A 16492-nucleotide genomic window follows, 5' to 3' on the forward strand; every position below is an offset into this window, starting at 1 on the left:
GTTTCCCCTGAAGCCGGTACCGCGCGTGAGCCAGCGGCGGCCTGCGCTAAAAGTCAGAATGGCATTCGCCGGGCCGCCCACGCGCCACCCGCTTGTGCCAGCGCGGGCGAGAGCCGCGTCAGCCAGTCAATCGCCGCGTAATCCAGACTGAGCCGGACGCGCGCGGCATTGCGTTGAATTCCCCGTGCGACTTGCCGGGCGACGCGTGTGGCGGGGATGGCGCGGCTGGATAAGAACTCGGTTTCGGCTTGCCGTTGCGCTTCGCTGGCCGTGCGTCCATCGCGCAGGATATTGGTTTGCACCGGCCCCGGATAAACGACCGTCAGCCCCGTGCTAGTGCCCGCCAATTCCATCCGCAGTGCTTCGCTGAAGCCACGCACGGCAAATTTCGAGGCGGAGTACGCCGATTTGCCCGCAAAGCCCAGCAGCCCGAACGAACTGCACATGGTCACGACGTGCGCTTCGGGTTCGTTGAGCAAGCGCGGCAAAAACGCTTTGCAGCAATATACCGTGCCCCAAAAATTCACGCGCATGAGCCAGTCGAAATCGGCCAGACTGGTTTCCAAGAAAGGGCCAGCCACAGAAACGCCCGCGTTGTTGATCAATAAGTGGACGTGGCCATGCGCTTGGCTGACCGCTTCGCACAACGCCTCGACTTGCGCGAAATCACCGATGTCACATTCGTGAGTAGTGACGTGACGACCGCTCGTCACCAGTTGCCGTTGTGCCTCCTGCAAGCGGTCGGCGCGGCAATCCACCAGCGCCACATTGCAACCGCGCTGGCTTAATTCTGCGGCAAGCGCCAACCCGATGCCGCTTGCTCCGCCTGTGACGACAGCGGTTTTTTGCGTGAAGTCTTTGAGGGGCATGGATCAGGGCCTTTCCCAAATAAGTTGTCCAGCAACGTAAACCGTTGCTGGATGCTCAAGCCCGGCGAAGTACGCCAGTTCGCGGTAATCAGCGCAATCGTGAATGACGAAATCCGCGCGTTTGCCCGCTTCCAACGAACCGCTTTCAGCGCCGCGCCCCAAACTGTATGCCGCATTGATCGTCGCCGCAGTGAGGGCTTCGGCGGGCGTCAGTTTCATCTGCGTGCAAGCCAGCGTCAGCACCAACAACATCGAAACGACTGGCGACGAACCGGGATTGAAATCGGTCGCGAGGACGATGGCCAGCCCGGCCTCAATCATTGCGCGGGCATTGGGATAACGCGCCGCGCCGATCATTAGCACCGAAGCGGGCAACAAGACGGGTTGTACCTGAGCTGCCTGCAGCGCCGCGATCCCCGCTGCATCGGCGTGTTCAAGATGATCGGCAGTCACTGCGCCTAACTCCGCCGCCAAGGCTGCGCCGCCATTCAGCGAAAGTTGGTCGGCATGCACGCGCAGCTTCAACCCGAGTTGTTGTGCCGCCGTCAGAATGCGGCGCGACTCTTCGACGCTGAACGCGCCCGCTTCGCAAAACACATCGCAATACTCGGCCAATTGTTCTTGCGCGACGCGGGGCAGCATCTCTTCGATCACCAACGCCACGTATTCGTCGCCACGCCCGACAAACTCGGCGGGTACCGTGTGCGCGCCCAGAAAGGTCGGCACGTAACGCAATGGCGTCTCGGCGTTCAAGCGTCGTATCGCGCGCAGCATTTTCAATTCGTCTGCGGTCGTCAGCCCATACCCCGATTTTGCTTCGACCGTGGTCGTGCCGCAGCGTAGGAACCATTGCGCGTAACGCTGGCCCACTTCAACCAATTTATCTTCGCTGGCCGCCCGTGTCTGGCGCACGGTGGATTTGATGCCGCCGCCCGCCGCCGCGATTTGCTGATAGGTTGCGCCCGAAGCGCGCTGCTCAAATTCGTCGGCGCGACTGCCGGCGAAAACCGGATGCGTGTGGGCGTCCACAAAGCCCGGCAACACAACCCGACCACCCGCCTCGACAACTTGGCAAGCGGTGTCAATGAGCGGTTCAATTTCAGCGCGTGTACCAACCCGTTCGATCCGCCCCGCACGCACGAACAGTGCCCCTTGAGGAATGATGCCAAGCTCGCGCATAGACACACCGGTACGTGGGGCGGCAGGGCCTGCCAAGGTGACGAGTTGTGAGCAGCCAACGAGCGCCAGGGTATCCGGCATGAACAAGCAGTTGATTTATTTCCCCGCTGCTGCGGGGATAGAGTGGATGTATTCGTTCAAAAACCTGTTTTCTTCATCCTTCTCTTCAAGCTCGACTTGCAACAGGTCACGCAGCGAGATGAAGCCTAGCAGATGGCTGTCTTGCACGACCGGCAGGTGACGGCATTTGGCCTGTTGCATTTTACGCAGCCCTTCTTCTAACGAGTCCTGCGGAGCGCTCACCACAATGTCTCGGGTCATGACGTCAGCCAGGCGCGTCCGGTCGGCAGGCACGCCAGATACGACGATACGAGTCATCAGATCACGTTCAGAAAAGACGCCCACTACGCGCTCGCCATCAAGCACGGCTGCCGCACCGACCCGCTTGTCCGCCATATAGCGCGCTGCTTCGAGCACCGTCATTTCTTGGTTGAGCGAATAAACCTCCCGTCCACGGATGATGGAATTCAAAGTGTTCACGATGTCCTCCTTTGTTGGTGGCTTAGTTGTGCGCCAGGGCGCTTACGAGTTTGGAAGTGAAAAACTGGCCGGATTCTAGGACGAGTAAAGGATAAGCACAATCACCGCTGAGCTTTTTGCCGCGCGGAAAATCAAGCGGATGGGAGCGGCGGCCCTTTTTCACACAGGCTTGGACAGACGGCGCACCAATCCGGCGGCAAACGACAAGAGACTTTGTGCGGTCACCATCACAGTCACATTGGCCACATCCCGGGTCGGATCTACTTCGACCAAATCCATTGCTTTGACTTTGGGATGCCGCCCGCACAACCACGCGGCGCGCCGCAATTCCCAGGGCTGCAAACCGCCGGGCCGCGCGCCCGGACAGGCCGGGGCAAAGGCGCGGTCGAGCACGTCAACATCCAGGTCAAAGTAGATCACGCTGACGCGCGCCGACAGATAGTCGAGCGCGGCGCTGATGGCGGGTTCAATGCCTTGTGCGCGCAGCTTATCCATCGTGACGACGTTGATGCCAGCGTCGCGGGCGACTTGGGCATAGGCTTGCGAATTGGCGAAACCGAGGATGCCGAGTTGTACGATGTGCGCGCCGGGCAAACCGTCTTCGAGCAACGCACGCACTGGGTTGCCGTTCGATAAGCCATGCGCGGTGTCGCGCAGATCGAAATGCGCATCCAGCGTCAGCAAGCCGACTTCACTCAATGACTCGCCAATGCCATGCACGCCGGGCCGCGTGACGCCGTTGTCGCCGCCAAGCAGGATGACCGCGTCTGCCTGTTGCGCAGCTTGGTTGACCGCCGCGCGCAATGGGGCAAAGGCGTCTTCGAGTTTCGTTTCGACCAGCGGCAAATCACCGTGGTCATTCACCGCCAAGGCCCGCACGTCTACGTCAGTTTCGATGTCATAGGTGCTGAACCGGCGCAAGCTGTCGCGCACGGCTTGTGGGGCCAAGTCGCCGCGCCCCGGTGTGACTGAACCTAAACGCACGGGCGCGCCTAAGACGGCCAGGTTACCGAGCGTGTGTTCGAATTTGTCACCCGCCAACCACGCGCTGGCACGTGGCCAGAATGGATCGTCTGAAATGGGAGTTTGCATGATTACACCGGTGCAACTATGCGAGATGTCCGGCGGGCAATTCAAGCGCGGGCGGGTTTTTCAGGTACGCTCGCCCAAATGCAGTGCCGCGATGCCGCCCGACAGGTTGTGATAGCGCACGTTCGTGAAGCCGGTCTGGCGCATCAATTCGGCCAGCCGTTTTTGATCGGGGAAATTACTGACCGATTGCGGCAGGTAGGTGTATGCGCCGTTCGACCCGGACAGCAGTGCGCCGATGCGCGGCAGGATGTGATGGAAATAAAACGCAAAGGCTTCGCGGAAGCCAGGCAGAATCGGGCGTGAGAATTCCAGAATGGCGGCGCGTCCGCCCGGTTTGAGCACGCGATAGATTTCAGTCAAACCGGCGGGCACGTCTTCGAGATTGCGCAACCCGAACGCCACCGTGACCGCATCTGCGCAACAGTCGGCAAAGGGCAGGTGCAAGGCATCGGCTTCGGAAAGGGAAGCGCGGTGGACTTGTTGTTGCGCCAGTTTGCCGTTGCCGATGACCAGCATCGGGTGGCAGAAATCGGAGCCGATGACGCGGGCGTATTGGGCGAGTTCGAGCGTCAAATCCGCCGTGCCGCAGCACAGATCAAGCGCGAGCGCATTAGGCCGCGCCAGTACATCGGCCAGTTGGTTGACGGTGAACCGCCGCCAGCGTTTATCAATGTTGAGCGAGAGCAGATGATTGAGCCGGTCGTAACTGGGCGCAATTTGCGCAAACATCGCCTGCACGGCGACGCCTTTGGCTGTGTTGAATTGCGGGTTGGGAAGATCAGCGCCGATCAGTTTGGCCATGTGCAAAAGCTAAGTTTACAACTGAGATTTCAATTCGTTGACACGGCCCAGCGCGACGACGGTGAGCGCGTTGGCTTCGAGCAGGCGTTTGGCCACACGCTGTAATTCGGCGGCGGTCAGCTCCTTGATGTTAGTGTTCAACGTCAACGGCCAGGGTTTCGGCAGATTGAACGCCTCGATGTCGCGCAAGGAAAGTTCGATGGGATATGCGGCATATTCGGCATTCAGCGCCGCCTTGGCGTTGGCCAATTCTTCCGCCGTCAGCTCCGTCGTGGCCAGCGCCGCGAAGGCCTCGGTGATCTGGCGCGAAACGGCTTGGGCCTGATCGGCGGTGACGGTCGCCGCGAAATAGAAGGGCGCCGCCAGCACGCGCTCGGGGTGGTGAATGGTGACCCCTTCGACCCCAGCGCGTTTGAGCCGGACAGCCAGTATCCGCGCCAGCAGTTCGACCGCCAGATAATCGCCTTCGGTCAAACGCGCGCCCAGCACTCCGCCGCGTAATTCCACGGTGGCCGCCTCGGCGACTTCGACTTTGACGAAGTTGAGTTGTTCGACGCGGGCCGGAGCGCGGAAGGTCGGTTGCACGATTGCGCCTTTGATCCAGCCACCAAAGAATGTCTTGAACGTCCGCATAATGCGTTCGTGTTTGACCGGGCCGGTCACCACGGCAAAGGCGTCGTTGCCCATATAAAAGCGTTTATGGAAATCGTAAAGATCCCCCAGTTTCATACTGGCGATGGTTTGTAAGTTGCCGAGCAAGTTGTGGCCATACGGATGTGTGCCGTAAAGGGCGCGCAGAAACGCTTCATCAGCGCGTTCGGCCAGCGTTGGTTGGGTTGTTTTGAGTTTGTCGAGGGTGTCTTGCTGCGCGCGTTTGAACGCATCCGCACGGATGTTTTCGACGATCAACAAGCGCGACAGGATTTCCATCACGGCGTCAAAGCTACCGGGCGGGCTTTCAATATGAAACCAGGTCAGATCCCAATTGACGCCCCACTCGAGCTTGGCATTGAGTGATTCAAACTCTTCTTTGACACGCGGGTTGACGGCCATCAGGGTTGCTTGGGTGAGCGTGGCGAGGCCGGTTTTATCCGCCAGATCGAACATCGCGCCCGCGCGCAAGACGACATCGCATTTCAGGACAGGCTCACTCACGCGTTCGAGCGTGATAATTTGAAAGCCATTCAGCAGGTTGTCGCGGCGCACATCGCTGAACGGCGTGCTGGGCGCGGGCGTGACGGGCGCGAGCGGCGTCTTATTGTCTTTTTGGGCGGGCTTTTGGGCACGCGCACTGGACGCGCAGAGGCCCGTCAACAATGCAGCAAACAAGGCAGATGAAAGCAACTTCGAGAATGACATAGCGGTAAACTCGGTTCGATTGATGATGCCAAAAAAGGGAAGCAAGAGTGTACCGGTCGCATCGCAACAGCGTCAACCAGCGCAAATTTGTCGGCAGTAGAACGAAGTTGGCAGAGGCTCTTGCGTTAGCGTTGCTGTTTGGGATCAAGCCATTCGCGCAATCCATCGCCCACAAAATTAAACGCCAACACCGTCAGCATTACCGCCAACCCTGGAAAGATCAACAGGTGCGGCGCGATGGTCAGGAAGGTGCGCGCGTCGTTCAACATCGCGCCCCAACTCGCCGCCGGTGGCGGCACCCCCAGGCCGAGGAAGCTCAGCGAGGCTTCAGAAAGCACTGCGCCCGCCATGCCCAAGCTGGCCTGCACGATCAGCGGTTGAATCGCATTAGGCAAAATGTGGCGCACAATCAGCCGCAGATCGTTCGCGCCCAAGGCGCGCGCGGCAGTGACGAAATCGTATTCGCGCACTTTCAGCACCTGCCCGCGCATCAGCCGCGCGTAACCGACCCAGCCGATTACCGACAGCGCCAAAATCAAATTGCTCAAGCTCGGCCCCAGAAACGCCACCATCGCAATCGCCAGCAAAATGCTAGGGAAGGACATAAACACATTGAAGAGGAAGCCGGAAAGAAGCCGGTCTACCCAGCCGCCATAAAAGCCGGAAACCGCGCCGATCAGCACGCCGATCAAGGCCGAGATCAACACGACCGTCACGCCCACACGCATCGAAATCCGCGCGCCGTAAAGAATGCGCGACAGTACATCGCGCCCCAGATCATCGCTGCCCAACCAATGCGCACGGCTTGGTTTCAAGCGCTCCTCGGTCGGCAGATCGCGGCTCAGCGGCAACTGCGCCGCCGGGTCATACGGCGCAATCACGGGTGCCAGCAACGCCGCCAGAAAGAAGAGCGTGATGATCACCAGCCCAATTTTTCCCAGACGATTCATAAGCCTCAAAGTTCTACGTTCCAGGTTCTACGTTCTACGTTTTAGGCTCGGCAGGCAACAACGTCGCACCTAGAACTCAGAACCTAGAACTCAGAACCTAGAACTCTTATTCAACCTTGATACGTGGATCAAGCAGCCGATAGGCCAAGTCGGTCAGCAGATTGGCGGCGATATACGTCACCGCGATCATCAGAATGCAGCCCTGCACCAACGGATAATCGCGCGCATTGATGGCGTCCACCGTCAAACGCCCCAGGCCCGGCCAACTGAAAATCGTTTCGGTGATAATCGCGCCCGCCAACAAAACGCCGAATTGCAGGCCCAAAACCGTGACGACCGGGATCAGTCCGTTTTTCAGCACGTGTTTGTAAATGACCCAATTCTCGCTCAAGCCTTTGGCGCGCGCCGTGCGGACGTAATCTTCGCCCAACTCTTCGATCACGCTGGAACGCACCATCCGCGTCAGAATCGCCGAGAGCGCCGCGCCCATCGTGACCGCCGGCAAGATCAGATACTCAAGGCCGCCGCGCCCCGATACCGGCAACAAATCCAGCTTCAACGCGAATAGATAAATCATCAGCGGCCCCAGCACGAAGCCCGGCGTGCTGATGCCCAAGAGCGCCATGACCGACGCGACATTATCAATCCATTTGCCCTGATGCCGCCCCGCCGTCACACCCAAGGGAATAGCGATGAACAAGGCGACGACCAGGCCGGCCAGCGTCAATTCCAGCGTCGCCGGATAGCGCGCCAGAATGCGTTCTAGCACTTTTTCGGAAGGGTTGTTCAGACTGACGCCCAAATCGCCTTGCAACACGCCGCGCCAGTAATTGACGTATTGCCGCCCCAAGGGCAGATCGAGTCCGAGTTTATGCTTGAGTTCGGCGACCTGCGCCTGCGTCGCGTTATCGCCCAAGGTATTGCGCACCGGATCGCCCGGTACGAGGTGGATCAGCAAAAAGACGAGCGACACGACCGCCCAGACAACCGGCAGGATGAAGAATAGGCGTTTGAAAAGGGCCAGCAGGAAGTTGCGCATCGAACGGGATGATAACAAGCAAACCGTGGCTTGCGAAGCACGCTGTCAGTAAAATCTCGCCGCTTGCAGGCCATATCAACTTAAACAGTCAGCTTAAACAGTCAACGTTTGCGCGCTTTGCGTGGAGCTTCGGCTTTTTGCTCAGCCGGTTGCCGCTCAATCAACCGCTTCGCCACCGGCGATGACAGCACAATCGAAGTCGTCGTCGTCCCAAATGGCAACAGCCGGTCAATCAATCGCTCCAGGTGATGCACCGAGGCCACATTCACTTTCATAATGAACGAATCACCGCCTGTGCCGCGATGGCATTCGCTGATTTCGGGCAGCTCTTTCAGCAATACCGTCAAGCGTGGCGTCATATCCCCGACGATGTTCATGCGAATGAAGGCCGTGATGGGCAAGTCGATTTTTTCGGCATCCACCTCGGCGTGATAGCCGGTGATGATACCTGCGTCTTCCAAGCGCCTTACACGCTCGGTCACCGCCGGGATGGATAGATTGACGCGGCGGCCCAGTTCGGCAAACGAGATGCGGGCGTTCTCTTGCAGTTCGCGCAAAATCTTCCAGCCGATTTCGTCGAGTATTTTTCCTGATCCTGAAGCCATTTTATTTAATCGCCTTAGAAACTAAAGTGAATTCCTGGTTTTTCCAGCGAGAGTTTATTCAATTGATCGCTTAACCACCATATCATGCGGTCAACAAGCGGTGCGGTACGGGGAGCGGTAGCGATCTGGTCATTTTGCAAGGTACAGATGACGAAGCACCAAGTCGCTTGTACCGCATCAAACTTCATCTTGGAGGAGACGCAATGGCATTCGAGAAAACGAAATGGGTTTGGCACAACGGACAGAACGTCCCGTTTGATCAGGCGACGATTCATTCGACAGCCTTTGGGCTGCATTACGGCACGGGCGTGTTTGAAGGCATCCGCGCCTATGACACACAAACTGGCCCGGCTATCTTTCGCCTGAAAGAACATCTCGACCGGCTTTACGCCTCGGCGCAGGTTTATGACCTGGACATCCCCTACACGCCGGAACAACTCACCCAGGCCATTTGCGACAACATCACGGCCAACGGATTCACGAACTGTTACATTCGCCCGACGGTCTTTTTTGATGCGGGAGGATTGGGCATACGCGTGCGCACGCCGGTCAGCGTCAACATTCTGACCTGGGAATGGCCGAGCGATTTTGCCGCCAAACAGCGCGACGGCATGCGGCTGACGCTTTCGCCCTGGCGCAAGTTTCATCAGACGATGATGCCGACGACGGCCAAGGCCACCGGGCAATATCTGAACTCGATCCTGGCCGTGCGCGAGGCCGAACAGCGCGGTTATGACGAAGCCCTGTTGCTCAACGCCGATGGTAATGTCGCCGAAGGCGCAGTCGAGAATGTCTTCGTCATCAAGGACGGCAAGCTCAAAACGAATGACGAGCGTTCTTCGATCCTGCTGGGCATCACGCGGCTCTCGGCCATCCAACTCGCGCAGCACTTCGGCATTGAGGTCGAAGTCGGCACGCTCACACTGGACGAAGTGTTGAACGCCGATGAAATGTTCCTGACCGGCACCGCCATCGAACTCATGCCCGTGCGCGAGATTGACGGCAGACAGATTGGTAACGGCGGACGTGGGCCGCTGACGGAAAAGATTCAACAGGCCTATTTCGACAGCGTGCGTGGACGCAAGTCAGAGTTTTTGCATTGGCTGACGCCAGTGCAACAAACGGCCCGCGCAAAGGCTTGAAACGTACAGCAGGCTGCCAGCCTGCTGTGGTCTCTGCGGCGCACCCCCCGCGAGGCAATTGCAGGCTGGCAGCCAATCGTTGCCCGCAAGCCGTTTGATGCGGAGACCGCAGCAGGCTGGCAGCCTGCTGTACATTAAGATGAAACACATCCACGACGACAACGCGATTGCCTGGACGCCAGATGCGGCGACGATTGAGCGCGCCCAACTCACGCGCTTTCTGCGTTTCTGCGGCTTCGATTCGTGGGATGCGCTCTATCAGCGTTCAATCACCGACATCGCCTGGTTTCACGAACAATTGCTGCGCTTCCTCGCCATCCCCTTCGACAAACCCTACACCAATATCGTAGACCTGAGTCGCGGCATTCAATGGCCGCACTGGTGCGTCGGCGCGCAACTCAACATCACCAAAGCCTGTCTGGATCGCTGGCTCGATGACGAAGCCACCGCCAACCAACCCGCCGTCATTTGGGAAGGCGAAGAGGGCGTGGTGCGCACGCTCACATATCAGGAACTGCGGGACGAGGTCGGACTATGCGCCGCTGGTTTGCGCGCGTGCGGCATGGGCAAAGGCGATGCCGTAGGGTTGCACTTACCAATGTGCCCTGAAACGGTGATTGCCTTGTTAGCGATCAATCGCATCGGGGCGATTGCAGTGCCGCTCTTTTCCGGCTACGGCCCAGCGGCGATTGAGGCGCGGTTGCAGGATGTTGGGGCAAAAGCGCTGTTCACTTGTGACGGCTTCCCGCGCCGGGGCAAGAACGTCAACGCCAAAGCCATCGCTGATGAAGCCGTCGCCAATCTCACGACTGTCGTCCGCGTTATCGTCGTGCGCCGCACGTTGGAAACGGTGCCGCTGAAAACCGGGCGCGACATTTACTTCGATCAATTGCTGGAGACCGGCGCGCAGCAAGCGCGCTTGCGTTACGCCGAAAGCACCGAGGCCGAAGACCCGTTGATCGCCATTTACACGTCAGGCACAACCGGCAAACCCAAAGGCATTTTGCATACGCACGGCGGTTTTCCTATCAAAGCCGCGCAGGATATGTGCTTCGGCACCGATGTTGGCGCGGGCACGCGCATCGCTTGGGTGACCGACATCGGGTGGATGATGGGGCCGTGGCTGATTTACGGCGCGTTGCTGCTAGGCGGAACGATGGTGCTGTATGACGGCGCACCCGATTTCCCGGCGGCGGATCGCTTGTGGGACTTCGCCGCCAAACACCGCGTCGAAGTGCTGGGTATCTCGCCCACGCTAGTGCGCGCGCTGCTCACGCACGGCGACGAATTGCCCGCGCGGCATGATCTATCCAGCGTCCGCATCTTGGCCTCGACCGGCGAGCCGTGGAATCCCGCGCCGTGGTGGTGGCTGTTTGAAACGGTCGGCCAGTCGCGCGTCCCGATCATCAACTACTCCGGCGGCACAGAGATTTCGGGCGGCATCCTGATGGGCAATCCGCTGCTGCCAATCAAACCGTGCAGCTTTCCCGCGCCGTGCCCCGGCATCGCGGCGGACGTGCTAGACGAAAACGGCAACTCGGTGCGCGGTGCAGTCGGCGAACTCGCCATCCGCCAGCCGTGGATTGGGCAGGCGCGCGGTTTCTGGCGCGACAACGATCGCTATTTGCAAACGTACTGGGCGCGCTTTGAAAACATCTGGGTGCATGGCGATTGGGCGCGGGTGGACGCAGACGGCCATTGGTACATCCTGGGCCGCAGCGATGACACCATAAAGGTCGCGGGCAAACGCGTCGGCCCTGCCGAAGTCGAATCCATCCTGGTCGCGCACTCCGCCGTTGCCGAGGCCGGCGTCATTGGTGTGCCCGATGAGATGAAAGGCAGCGAGTTGGTGGCGTTTTGCGTCTTAAAGCCCGGCGCGGAGGCGAGCGATTTGCTGGCACACGAATTGAAACAACGTGTTGGGGAGGCCCTAGGCAAACCATTGCGACCCGCGCGCGTGCATTTCGTCGCCGCGTTGCCGAAAACGCGCAATGCCAAAGTGATGCGCCGCGTGATACGCGCGGCATACTTGGGCGAAAATCCCGGCGATGTGACAGCGCTGGAAAACCCGGCGGCAGTCGTGAGGATTGCGGAATTGAAAGAGGGCGGCTAACCCTGGGTACGCAGGCGTCTCGCCTGCTGTAGAAAAAGCCGCGAAGCTTTCCTTGTTCCAACGCTGTCTTTGGCGAACACAGGCAAAGGAGGCTGCGCGACTTCTTTTACCGCAGGCGAGACGCCTGCGCTCCCAGGCTTAGCTTGAGAAAGCGAGTGATTATGTTGAGCAATGCAGTAGCAACAGCGAGTAACACCGGGCAACCGATTCCCGATTTGGCTTTCGCCGAGATCAGCACGTTGCCGCTCGATCATCCGGGCGCGCACGACCTGGAATACCGCGCGCGCCGTGATTACATCGCCCGGCTGGCGCGCCAATACCGCCAAGACCCGCAACACCGCTTGCCCGATGTTGATTACACGCCCGAAGAGCGCGCCGTCTGGCAGCACGTCTGTTGCCAGTTGGAGAAAGTCCACACCCGGCACGCCTGTTCGTTTTATCTCGCAGCCAAGCGCCAACTCGGCATCAGTTGTTTGCAGGTGCCGCAACTGAGTTGGCTGAGCGCCGAACTGTTCCGCCGCACGGGCTTTCGCCTGGCGCCGATTGAAGGCCTGGTCGAGACGCGCGGCTTTCTGAGTTGGCTGAGCAAACGGACGATGCTCTGCACGCAGTACGTGCGCCATCATTCGCGGCCCGATTACACGCCCGAACCCGACGTGGTGCACGAGTTCATCGGCCACGTCCCGGCGTTTAGCAATCCCGACTTCGCTGACTTCTCGCAATACATCGGCGCGGGCGCGGTGCGCGCGAGCGAAGAGCAGTTGGAACAACTGGGCCGCTTGTACTGGTTCACCGTCGAGTTCGGGTTGATTGCGGAAGGCAGCGAGACAAAAGCCTTTGGCGCGGGATTGCTGTCGTCGTACAGCGAACTGGAACACGCCTTCACCAGCGAGGTCGAGCGCCGTCCGTTTGATCTGCGCGAAGTGATTGCGATGCCGTTTGACTATTCGGACATGCAGCCGCTGCTGTTCGTGATTCCGTCGTATGCATATTTGAAAGAGGTGACGCGCGAATTTATCGAAAGCTTCGGCAGGGCGCGGGATCAAGAGATGAGGCCAGTGGGGGCGGCGCAGGCGGTTTGGTAGTTGGCGCTCGTATTGAACCTGGATGAAACACGTCTTGCAATGAAGACCTTTACCGTCGAAGTACCGGATGAGTTGGCCGAACAGTTACGGCGTGAGCAGGCGCGATTGCCTGAGCTGCTGGCGCTGAGTTTGCGGCAACCGCCGCTGTCGGCGCAGGCCTAACGTTATGTGCTGATGTTTCTGGCCGGTTCGCCCACGCCCGCAGAGCTTGCCGCTTTCGGCCCCACGCCCGAAATGATTGAACGGCACAGAACGCTGGTTGGGCGCGAACATACTAGCGAGATTACACCAACGGAAAAGGCTGAGCTTGACGAGTATGCGCATATCGAACACCTGATGGTAATGATCAAGACTCAGTAGTTCCAAAGTTCAAGAGAGCGTTGAAATGTAGGAACCAAGCTGACTCCTGATTCCTGGCTCCTGACTCCTGTCAGCATGAAAAATGCGGATGATTTGCATGATTTCAGGAATCAGGAATCAGGAATCAGGAGTCAGCAAGCAAGCGTGACACGCCTCTCACCTTGAACTTTGGAACTACTGAGACTGGCAATCTCCATTACCTTGGATACGCGCGGTAAATACGCCCAGTATTTCAGTGACGTCATTGCACATTTTGGTGGTGAAGCTTAGCGCCGCAGCCTTTACATTAACTCAACCGTGAACGGCTGGGCGGTGGATTCGTTAAAGGTTCAGTCCGCTTCAGCGGGCTTATCCAAAGTCTTTAGCTGAAGCTGGGCGAGGAAGCCCGCTGAAGCGGACTAAATTTCAATTGGCTTCGTTTCCCCAGCCGTGAACGGCTGGGCTAGTGGAAAAGCAGTATGAAACGCAGTCTCACAACCATCGTCGTAATCATCGGAGTTCTACACAGTGCACTTCACCTCAGCTTGGCTGATGAAAGAAAAGCCGGGCACCCGCTCAAGCTGGCGGGTGAAGTAGTTGAAGTTAAAGAAAACATGGAGTTCACAGACAAAGACTACCTTGCATTTGATGTCAAACTCCGGTTGCATTTTATCAATATCAGTTCCAAACCAATAATCCTTTTGCTGGGGATGTACGACAAAAACGAATGGTGGATTGGCGGGAACAGAGTTGCTCGCTCCGCTGACGAGTTGGTTGCTCGCAATTTTCTTTTGAACGATAGCTATTGGCCTTCGAATAGCAGCACTTCTCAAAAATGGATAGGCTTGCGAAGCAGGCTTTCTCAAAAAGTCCCACCGTCAGAGTTAACCCGCGTCATTGCCCCTAACAAAGAATTTGCCCAAGTGGCGTATACGTTCCTCAAGTTTCGGAGAATCGCATCAAGTAATGATTTTGATAAAAATCAGCCTTGGACCGTCATCAAAGAAATATCGCCATTGTTTCTTTCAGTGACACTTGAAATTTGGCCGATCAATCTCGAAACCACTTTCCCGCAACATGATTACCGACTAGGCAAGAAACTACAGAAGCAATGGCGAGATGTCGGCGATCTCCAACTCGATTACTTAGCATCTGAACCCATAAAATTTGAGCTCCCAACAAGCAAGCGGACGCTGTAAGGAGAACTTTGCTATGAGCGAAAAAAATCCACTCAAAATCCGACAAGTCCACCACATCGAAATGTACGTCGGCAACGCCAAGCAAGCCGATTACTACTACCGCAACGCCTTTGGTTTCGACCGCGTCGCTTACACCGGCCTCGAAACCGGCAACCGGGAGCAGTGTTCGTATGCGTTGCAACAGGGCACCTTCCGGTTGTTGCTGACGACGCCGTATACGCCGCGTGATGCTTCGAGTTTGCATATCCTGAAACACGGTGACGGAGTGCGCGACATCGCCTTTGAGGTGGACGATGCCGATTTCGCCTTTGAACAGGCCGTCGCGCGCGGGGCCGAACCGGCGGTCGCGCCCTATTCGATCAAGAGCGAACGCGGCGAAGCGCGGCGCGCGGCGGTCAAGATTTACGGCGACACGATCCATTCGTTTTTCGCGAAGCGCAATTACGACGGGCCGTTTATGCCCGACTTCGTTCCCTCGCAAGCGCCGGGTCGCAACGCCGGCTTGCTGCGGTTGGATCATTACGTCGCCAACGTGCAGATGGGCCAGATGACGGTGTGGGAGGAGTGGTATAAGCGCGTGCTTGGGCTGGAACGATTTATGACCTTTGACGACAAGGATATTGCGACCGATTACACGGCGCTCCAAAGCATCGTGATGGCGAATGAGTCGCGCAGCATCAAGTTCCCCATCAACGAACCCGCGCCCGGCAAACGCAAGAGCCAGGTCGAAGAGTACAACGACTTTTACCAGGCGGCGGGCGTGCAACACATCGCGCTGCTGACGACCGACATCATTGCGACGATTCGTCAACTGCGTGCCAACGGCGTCGAGTTTCTGGAAGTGCCCGACACTTACTACGAACTACTGAAAGACCGCATCGGCGCGATTGATGAGGACATCAGCGTATTGCGCGAATTGAAAATTTTGGTGGACAGGGATGACCAGGGTTACTTGCTGCAACTGTTCACCAAGCCGGTCGAAGATCGCCCGACGCTGTTTTTTGAAATCATCCAGCGCAAGGGCGCGCAGGGTTTTGGCAAGGGCAATTTCAAGGCGTTGTTCGAGGCCATCGAGCGCGAACAGGCCTTGCGCGGGAATCTGATATGATGTCTCAAAACACATCCTGCCGCAGATGAACGCAGAGAAACGCAGATCGGCGTTGGCCCGCGTTTATCTGCGGCTGACCCCTGAGGAGATTCCCGATGAAAGTTCGCATTGCGTTGATCGCGCTGGCTGTGCTGTTGCTGATTGGCGGAGGCTGTGCCGCCTATGTCTGGGCTACGTTGAAAATCAGTTATTCGACCGGCGAGCGTTCCGGTTATGTGCAAAAGCTGTCGAAAAAAGGCTGGGTCTGCAAGACCTGGGAAGGCGAGATGGCGATGGTCTCGATGCCGGGCACCGCGCCGGAGATTTTCTATTTCAGCGTGCGCTCTGATGCCGTCGCCGAGAAGATCAATCGCACGTTGGGCAAGCGCGTGGCTGTTAGCTACGAACAACACAAGGGCGTGCCGTCGCGCTGTTTCGGCGAGACGCAGTATTTCATCACCGACGTGAAAGCGGTGGAATGATGCAACAGACAACACCAAACCGCTTGCCGCTGTTGTGGCTGGGCTTGGCGGCAGCGTTGATCGCGTTGCTGACCGGAGTCGTGCTGTGGCAGCGCGTTGCCGCATTTCCTTTTCGCAACCAAACCAATATCACGCATTCGCTGGTGCTGGAAAAAGTGCAAGCGGTCGCCAAGCTGGTGTCGAGCGAATCCACCATGCGCGATGTGGTGATTTACGAAGATACCTGGCTCGGTTCAACCAAGCGCTCGCTGGTGGTGGTGACGGCGCGGGTGCTGGCTGGCATCAATTTGCAAACCGGCGCGGACGTGCGGATTGACGAAGCGGCGCGCAAGATCAGCATCACGCTGCCGCCTGCCACGTTGTTGGCGACTGACGTCAGCGAGATGAAAACCTATGACGAACAGCGCGGCCTGTGGAATCCCTTCGAGCCTGCCGACCGCGACAAGATTTATCAGCAGGCGCGTCAGCAGTTTCAGGACGCGGCGCAACAGGCCAAGCTGACTGAACACGCGAACCAGAGCGCGAAGCAGATGCTGGAGGCAATGTTCAGCCGCGATGGTTTCACGGCTGAAGTGCTATTCAAGGCGCAGTAGCTGTACCGCAGGCTGCCA

Annotated in this window: 16 protein-coding genes and 1 pseudogene; 8 read left to right on the forward strand and 9 right to left on the reverse strand. The window is 58.2% G+C overall.

The features are described from left to right. Positions 1–53: 53 nt before the first annotated feature. From HY011_09620 to HY011_09660, 9 genes are all read right to left on the reverse strand, one after another. Positions 54–869 carry an SDR family oxidoreductase gene (locus HY011_09620; GenBank protein MBI3423186.1) on the reverse strand — a complete coding sequence of 272 codons (816 nt, stop codon included), beginning with the start codon at positions 867–869 and terminating at the stop codon, positions 54–56. A gap of 3 nt (positions 870–872) precedes the next feature. Beyond that, positions 873–2129 carry an imidazolonepropionase gene (locus HY011_09625; protein ID MBI3423187.1) on the reverse strand — a complete coding sequence of 419 codons (1257 nt, stop codon included), beginning with the start codon at positions 2127–2129 and terminating at the stop codon, positions 873–875. A 15-nt stretch (positions 2130–2144) separates the two neighbouring features. After that, positions 2145–2588 (reverse strand): CBS domain-containing protein, encoded by a 444-nt coding sequence (locus tag HY011_09630; GenBank protein MBI3423188.1) that lies wholly within the window; start codon positions 2586–2588, stop codon positions 2145–2147. Positions 2589–2747: 159 nt separating this feature from the next. Next, a complete protein-coding gene (locus tag HY011_09635; GenBank protein MBI3423189.1) occupies positions 2748–3680 on the reverse strand; it encodes an agmatinase family protein in 933 nt (310 codons plus the stop codon). Positions 3681–3740: 60 nt separating this feature from the next. Next, complete coding sequence (ubiE, locus tag HY011_09640) at positions 3741–4481, reverse strand: bifunctional demethylmenaquinone methyltransferase/2-methoxy-6-polyprenyl-1,4-benzoquinol methylase UbiE (protein MBI3423190.1); 741 nt, start codon at positions 4479–4481, stop codon at positions 3741–3743. Positions 4482–4496: 15 nt separating this feature from the next. Next, positions 4497–5840: an insulinase family protein gene (locus HY011_09645; protein ID MBI3423191.1), complete on the reverse strand. Its 1344-nt coding sequence runs from the start codon at positions 5838–5840 to the stop codon at positions 4497–4499. A gap of 125 nt (positions 5841–5965) precedes the next feature. Continuing rightward, positions 5966–6790 carry an ABC transporter permease gene (locus HY011_09650; GenBank protein MBI3423192.1) on the reverse strand — a complete coding sequence of 275 codons (825 nt, stop codon included), beginning with the start codon at positions 6788–6790 and terminating at the stop codon, positions 5966–5968. Positions 6791–6896: 106 nt separating this feature from the next. Continuing rightward, positions 6897–7829, reverse strand: coding sequence for an ABC transporter permease (locus HY011_09655; protein ID MBI3423193.1), 933 nt, complete (start codon positions 7827–7829; stop codon positions 6897–6899). A 101-nt stretch (positions 7830–7930) separates the two neighbouring features. After that, positions 7931–8434, reverse strand: coding sequence for an Lrp/AsnC family transcriptional regulator (locus HY011_09660; protein ID MBI3423194.1), 504 nt, complete (start codon positions 8432–8434; stop codon positions 7931–7933). Between the two features lie 203 nt (positions 8435–8637). Between HY011_09660 and HY011_09665 the strand changes: the two genes are divergently transcribed. The 8 genes and pseudogenes from HY011_09665 (at position 8638) to HY011_09700 (ending at position 16474) form a co-directional block, all read left to right on the forward strand. Further along, positions 8638–9576 carry a branched-chain amino acid transaminase gene (locus HY011_09665; protein MBI3423195.1) on the forward strand — a complete coding sequence of 313 codons (939 nt, stop codon included), beginning with the start codon at positions 8638–8640 and terminating at the stop codon, positions 9574–9576. Positions 9577–9715: 139 nt separating this feature from the next. Continuing rightward, positions 9716–11689: an AMP-binding protein gene (locus HY011_09670; protein ID MBI3423196.1), complete on the forward strand. Its 1974-nt coding sequence runs from the start codon at positions 9716–9718 to the stop codon at positions 11687–11689. A gap of 161 nt (positions 11690–11850) precedes the next feature. After that, positions 11851–12774 (forward strand): phenylalanine 4-monooxygenase, encoded by a 924-nt coding sequence (locus HY011_09675; GenBank protein MBI3423197.1) that lies wholly within the window; start codon positions 11851–11853, stop codon positions 12772–12774. 39 nt (positions 12775–12813) lie between these two features. Further along, positions 12814–13134: pseudogene (locus tag HY011_09680) on the forward strand (hypothetical protein). Positions 13135–13592: 458 nt separating this feature from the next. Then, positions 13593–14312, forward strand: a complete 720-nt coding sequence (locus tag HY011_09685) for a hypothetical protein (protein MBI3423198.1) — start codon at positions 13593–13595, stop codon at positions 14310–14312. Between the two features lie 13 nt (positions 14313–14325). After that, positions 14326–15420, forward strand: a complete 1095-nt coding sequence (gene hppD / locus HY011_09690) for a 4-hydroxyphenylpyruvate dioxygenase (GenBank protein MBI3423199.1) — start codon at positions 14326–14328, stop codon at positions 15418–15420. 95 nt (positions 15421–15515) lie between these two features. Next, positions 15516–15881 carry a hypothetical protein gene (locus HY011_09695; GenBank protein ID MBI3423200.1) on the forward strand — a complete coding sequence of 122 codons (366 nt, stop codon included), beginning with the start codon at positions 15516–15518 and terminating at the stop codon, positions 15879–15881. Beyond that, positions 15878–16474 carry a DUF4230 domain-containing protein gene (locus HY011_09700; GenBank protein ID MBI3423201.1) on the forward strand — a complete coding sequence of 199 codons (597 nt, stop codon included), beginning with the start codon at positions 15878–15880 and terminating at the stop codon, positions 16472–16474. Before HY011_09695 ends, HY011_09700 begins: the two co-directional genes overlap by 4 nt. Positions 16475–16492 lie beyond the last annotated feature (18 nt).

This window comes from Acidobacteriota bacterium (genome assembly GCA_016196035.1).
In the GTDB taxonomy this organism is placed as follows: Bacteria; Acidobacteriota; Blastocatellia; order RBC074; family RBC074; genus JACPYM01.

Bases quoted from the DNA above. Each gene is read 5' to 3' on its own strand.
- HY011_09620 (MBI3423186.1), bottom strand. From the start codon at position 869: ATGCCCCTCAAAGACTTCACGCAAAAAACCGCTGTCGTCACAGGCGGA.
- HY011_09625 (MBI3423187.1), bottom strand. From the start codon at position 2,129: ATGCCGGATACCCTGGCGCTCGTTGGCTGCTCACAACTCGTCACCTTG.
- HY011_09635 (MBI3423189.1), bottom strand. From the start codon at position 3,680: ATGCAAACTCCCATTTCAGACGATCCATTCTGGCCACGTGCCAGCGCG.
- ubiE (MBI3423190.1), bottom strand. From the start codon at position 4,481: ATGGCCAAACTGATCGGCGCTGATCTTCCCAACCCGCAATTCAACACA.
- HY011_09645 (MBI3423191.1), bottom strand. From the start codon at position 5,840: ATGTCATTCTCGAAGTTGCTTTCATCTGCCTTGTTTGCTGCATTGTTG.
- HY011_09650 (MBI3423192.1), bottom strand. From the start codon at position 6,790: ATGAATCGTCTGGGAAAAATTGGGCTGGTGATCATCACGCTCTTCTTT.
- HY011_09655 (MBI3423193.1), bottom strand. From the start codon at position 7,829: ATGCGCAACTTCCTGCTGGCCCTTTTCAAACGCCTATTCTTCATCCTG.
- HY011_09660 (MBI3423194.1), bottom strand. From the start codon at position 8,434: ATGGCTTCAGGATCAGGAAAAATACTCGACGAAATCGGCTGGAAGATT.
- HY011_09665 (MBI3423195.1), top strand. From the start codon at position 8,638: ATGGCATTCGAGAAAACGAAATGGGTTTGGCACAACGGACAGAACGTC.
- HY011_09670 (MBI3423196.1), top strand. From the start codon at position 9,716: ATGAAACACATCCACGACGACAACGCGATTGCCTGGACGCCAGATGCG.
- HY011_09675 (MBI3423197.1), top strand. From the start codon at position 11,851: ATGTTGAGCAATGCAGTAGCAACAGCGAGTAACACCGGGCAACCGATT.
- HY011_09685 (MBI3423198.1), top strand. From the start codon at position 13,593: ATGAAACGCAGTCTCACAACCATCGTCGTAATCATCGGAGTTCTACAC.
- hppD (MBI3423199.1), top strand. From the start codon at position 14,326: ATGAGCGAAAAAAATCCACTCAAAATCCGACAAGTCCACCACATCGAA.
- HY011_09695 (MBI3423200.1), top strand. From the start codon at position 15,516: ATGAAAGTTCGCATTGCGTTGATCGCGCTGGCTGTGCTGTTGCTGATT.
- HY011_09700 (MBI3423201.1), top strand. From the start codon at position 15,878: ATGATGCAACAGACAACACCAAACCGCTTGCCGCTGTTGTGGCTGGGC.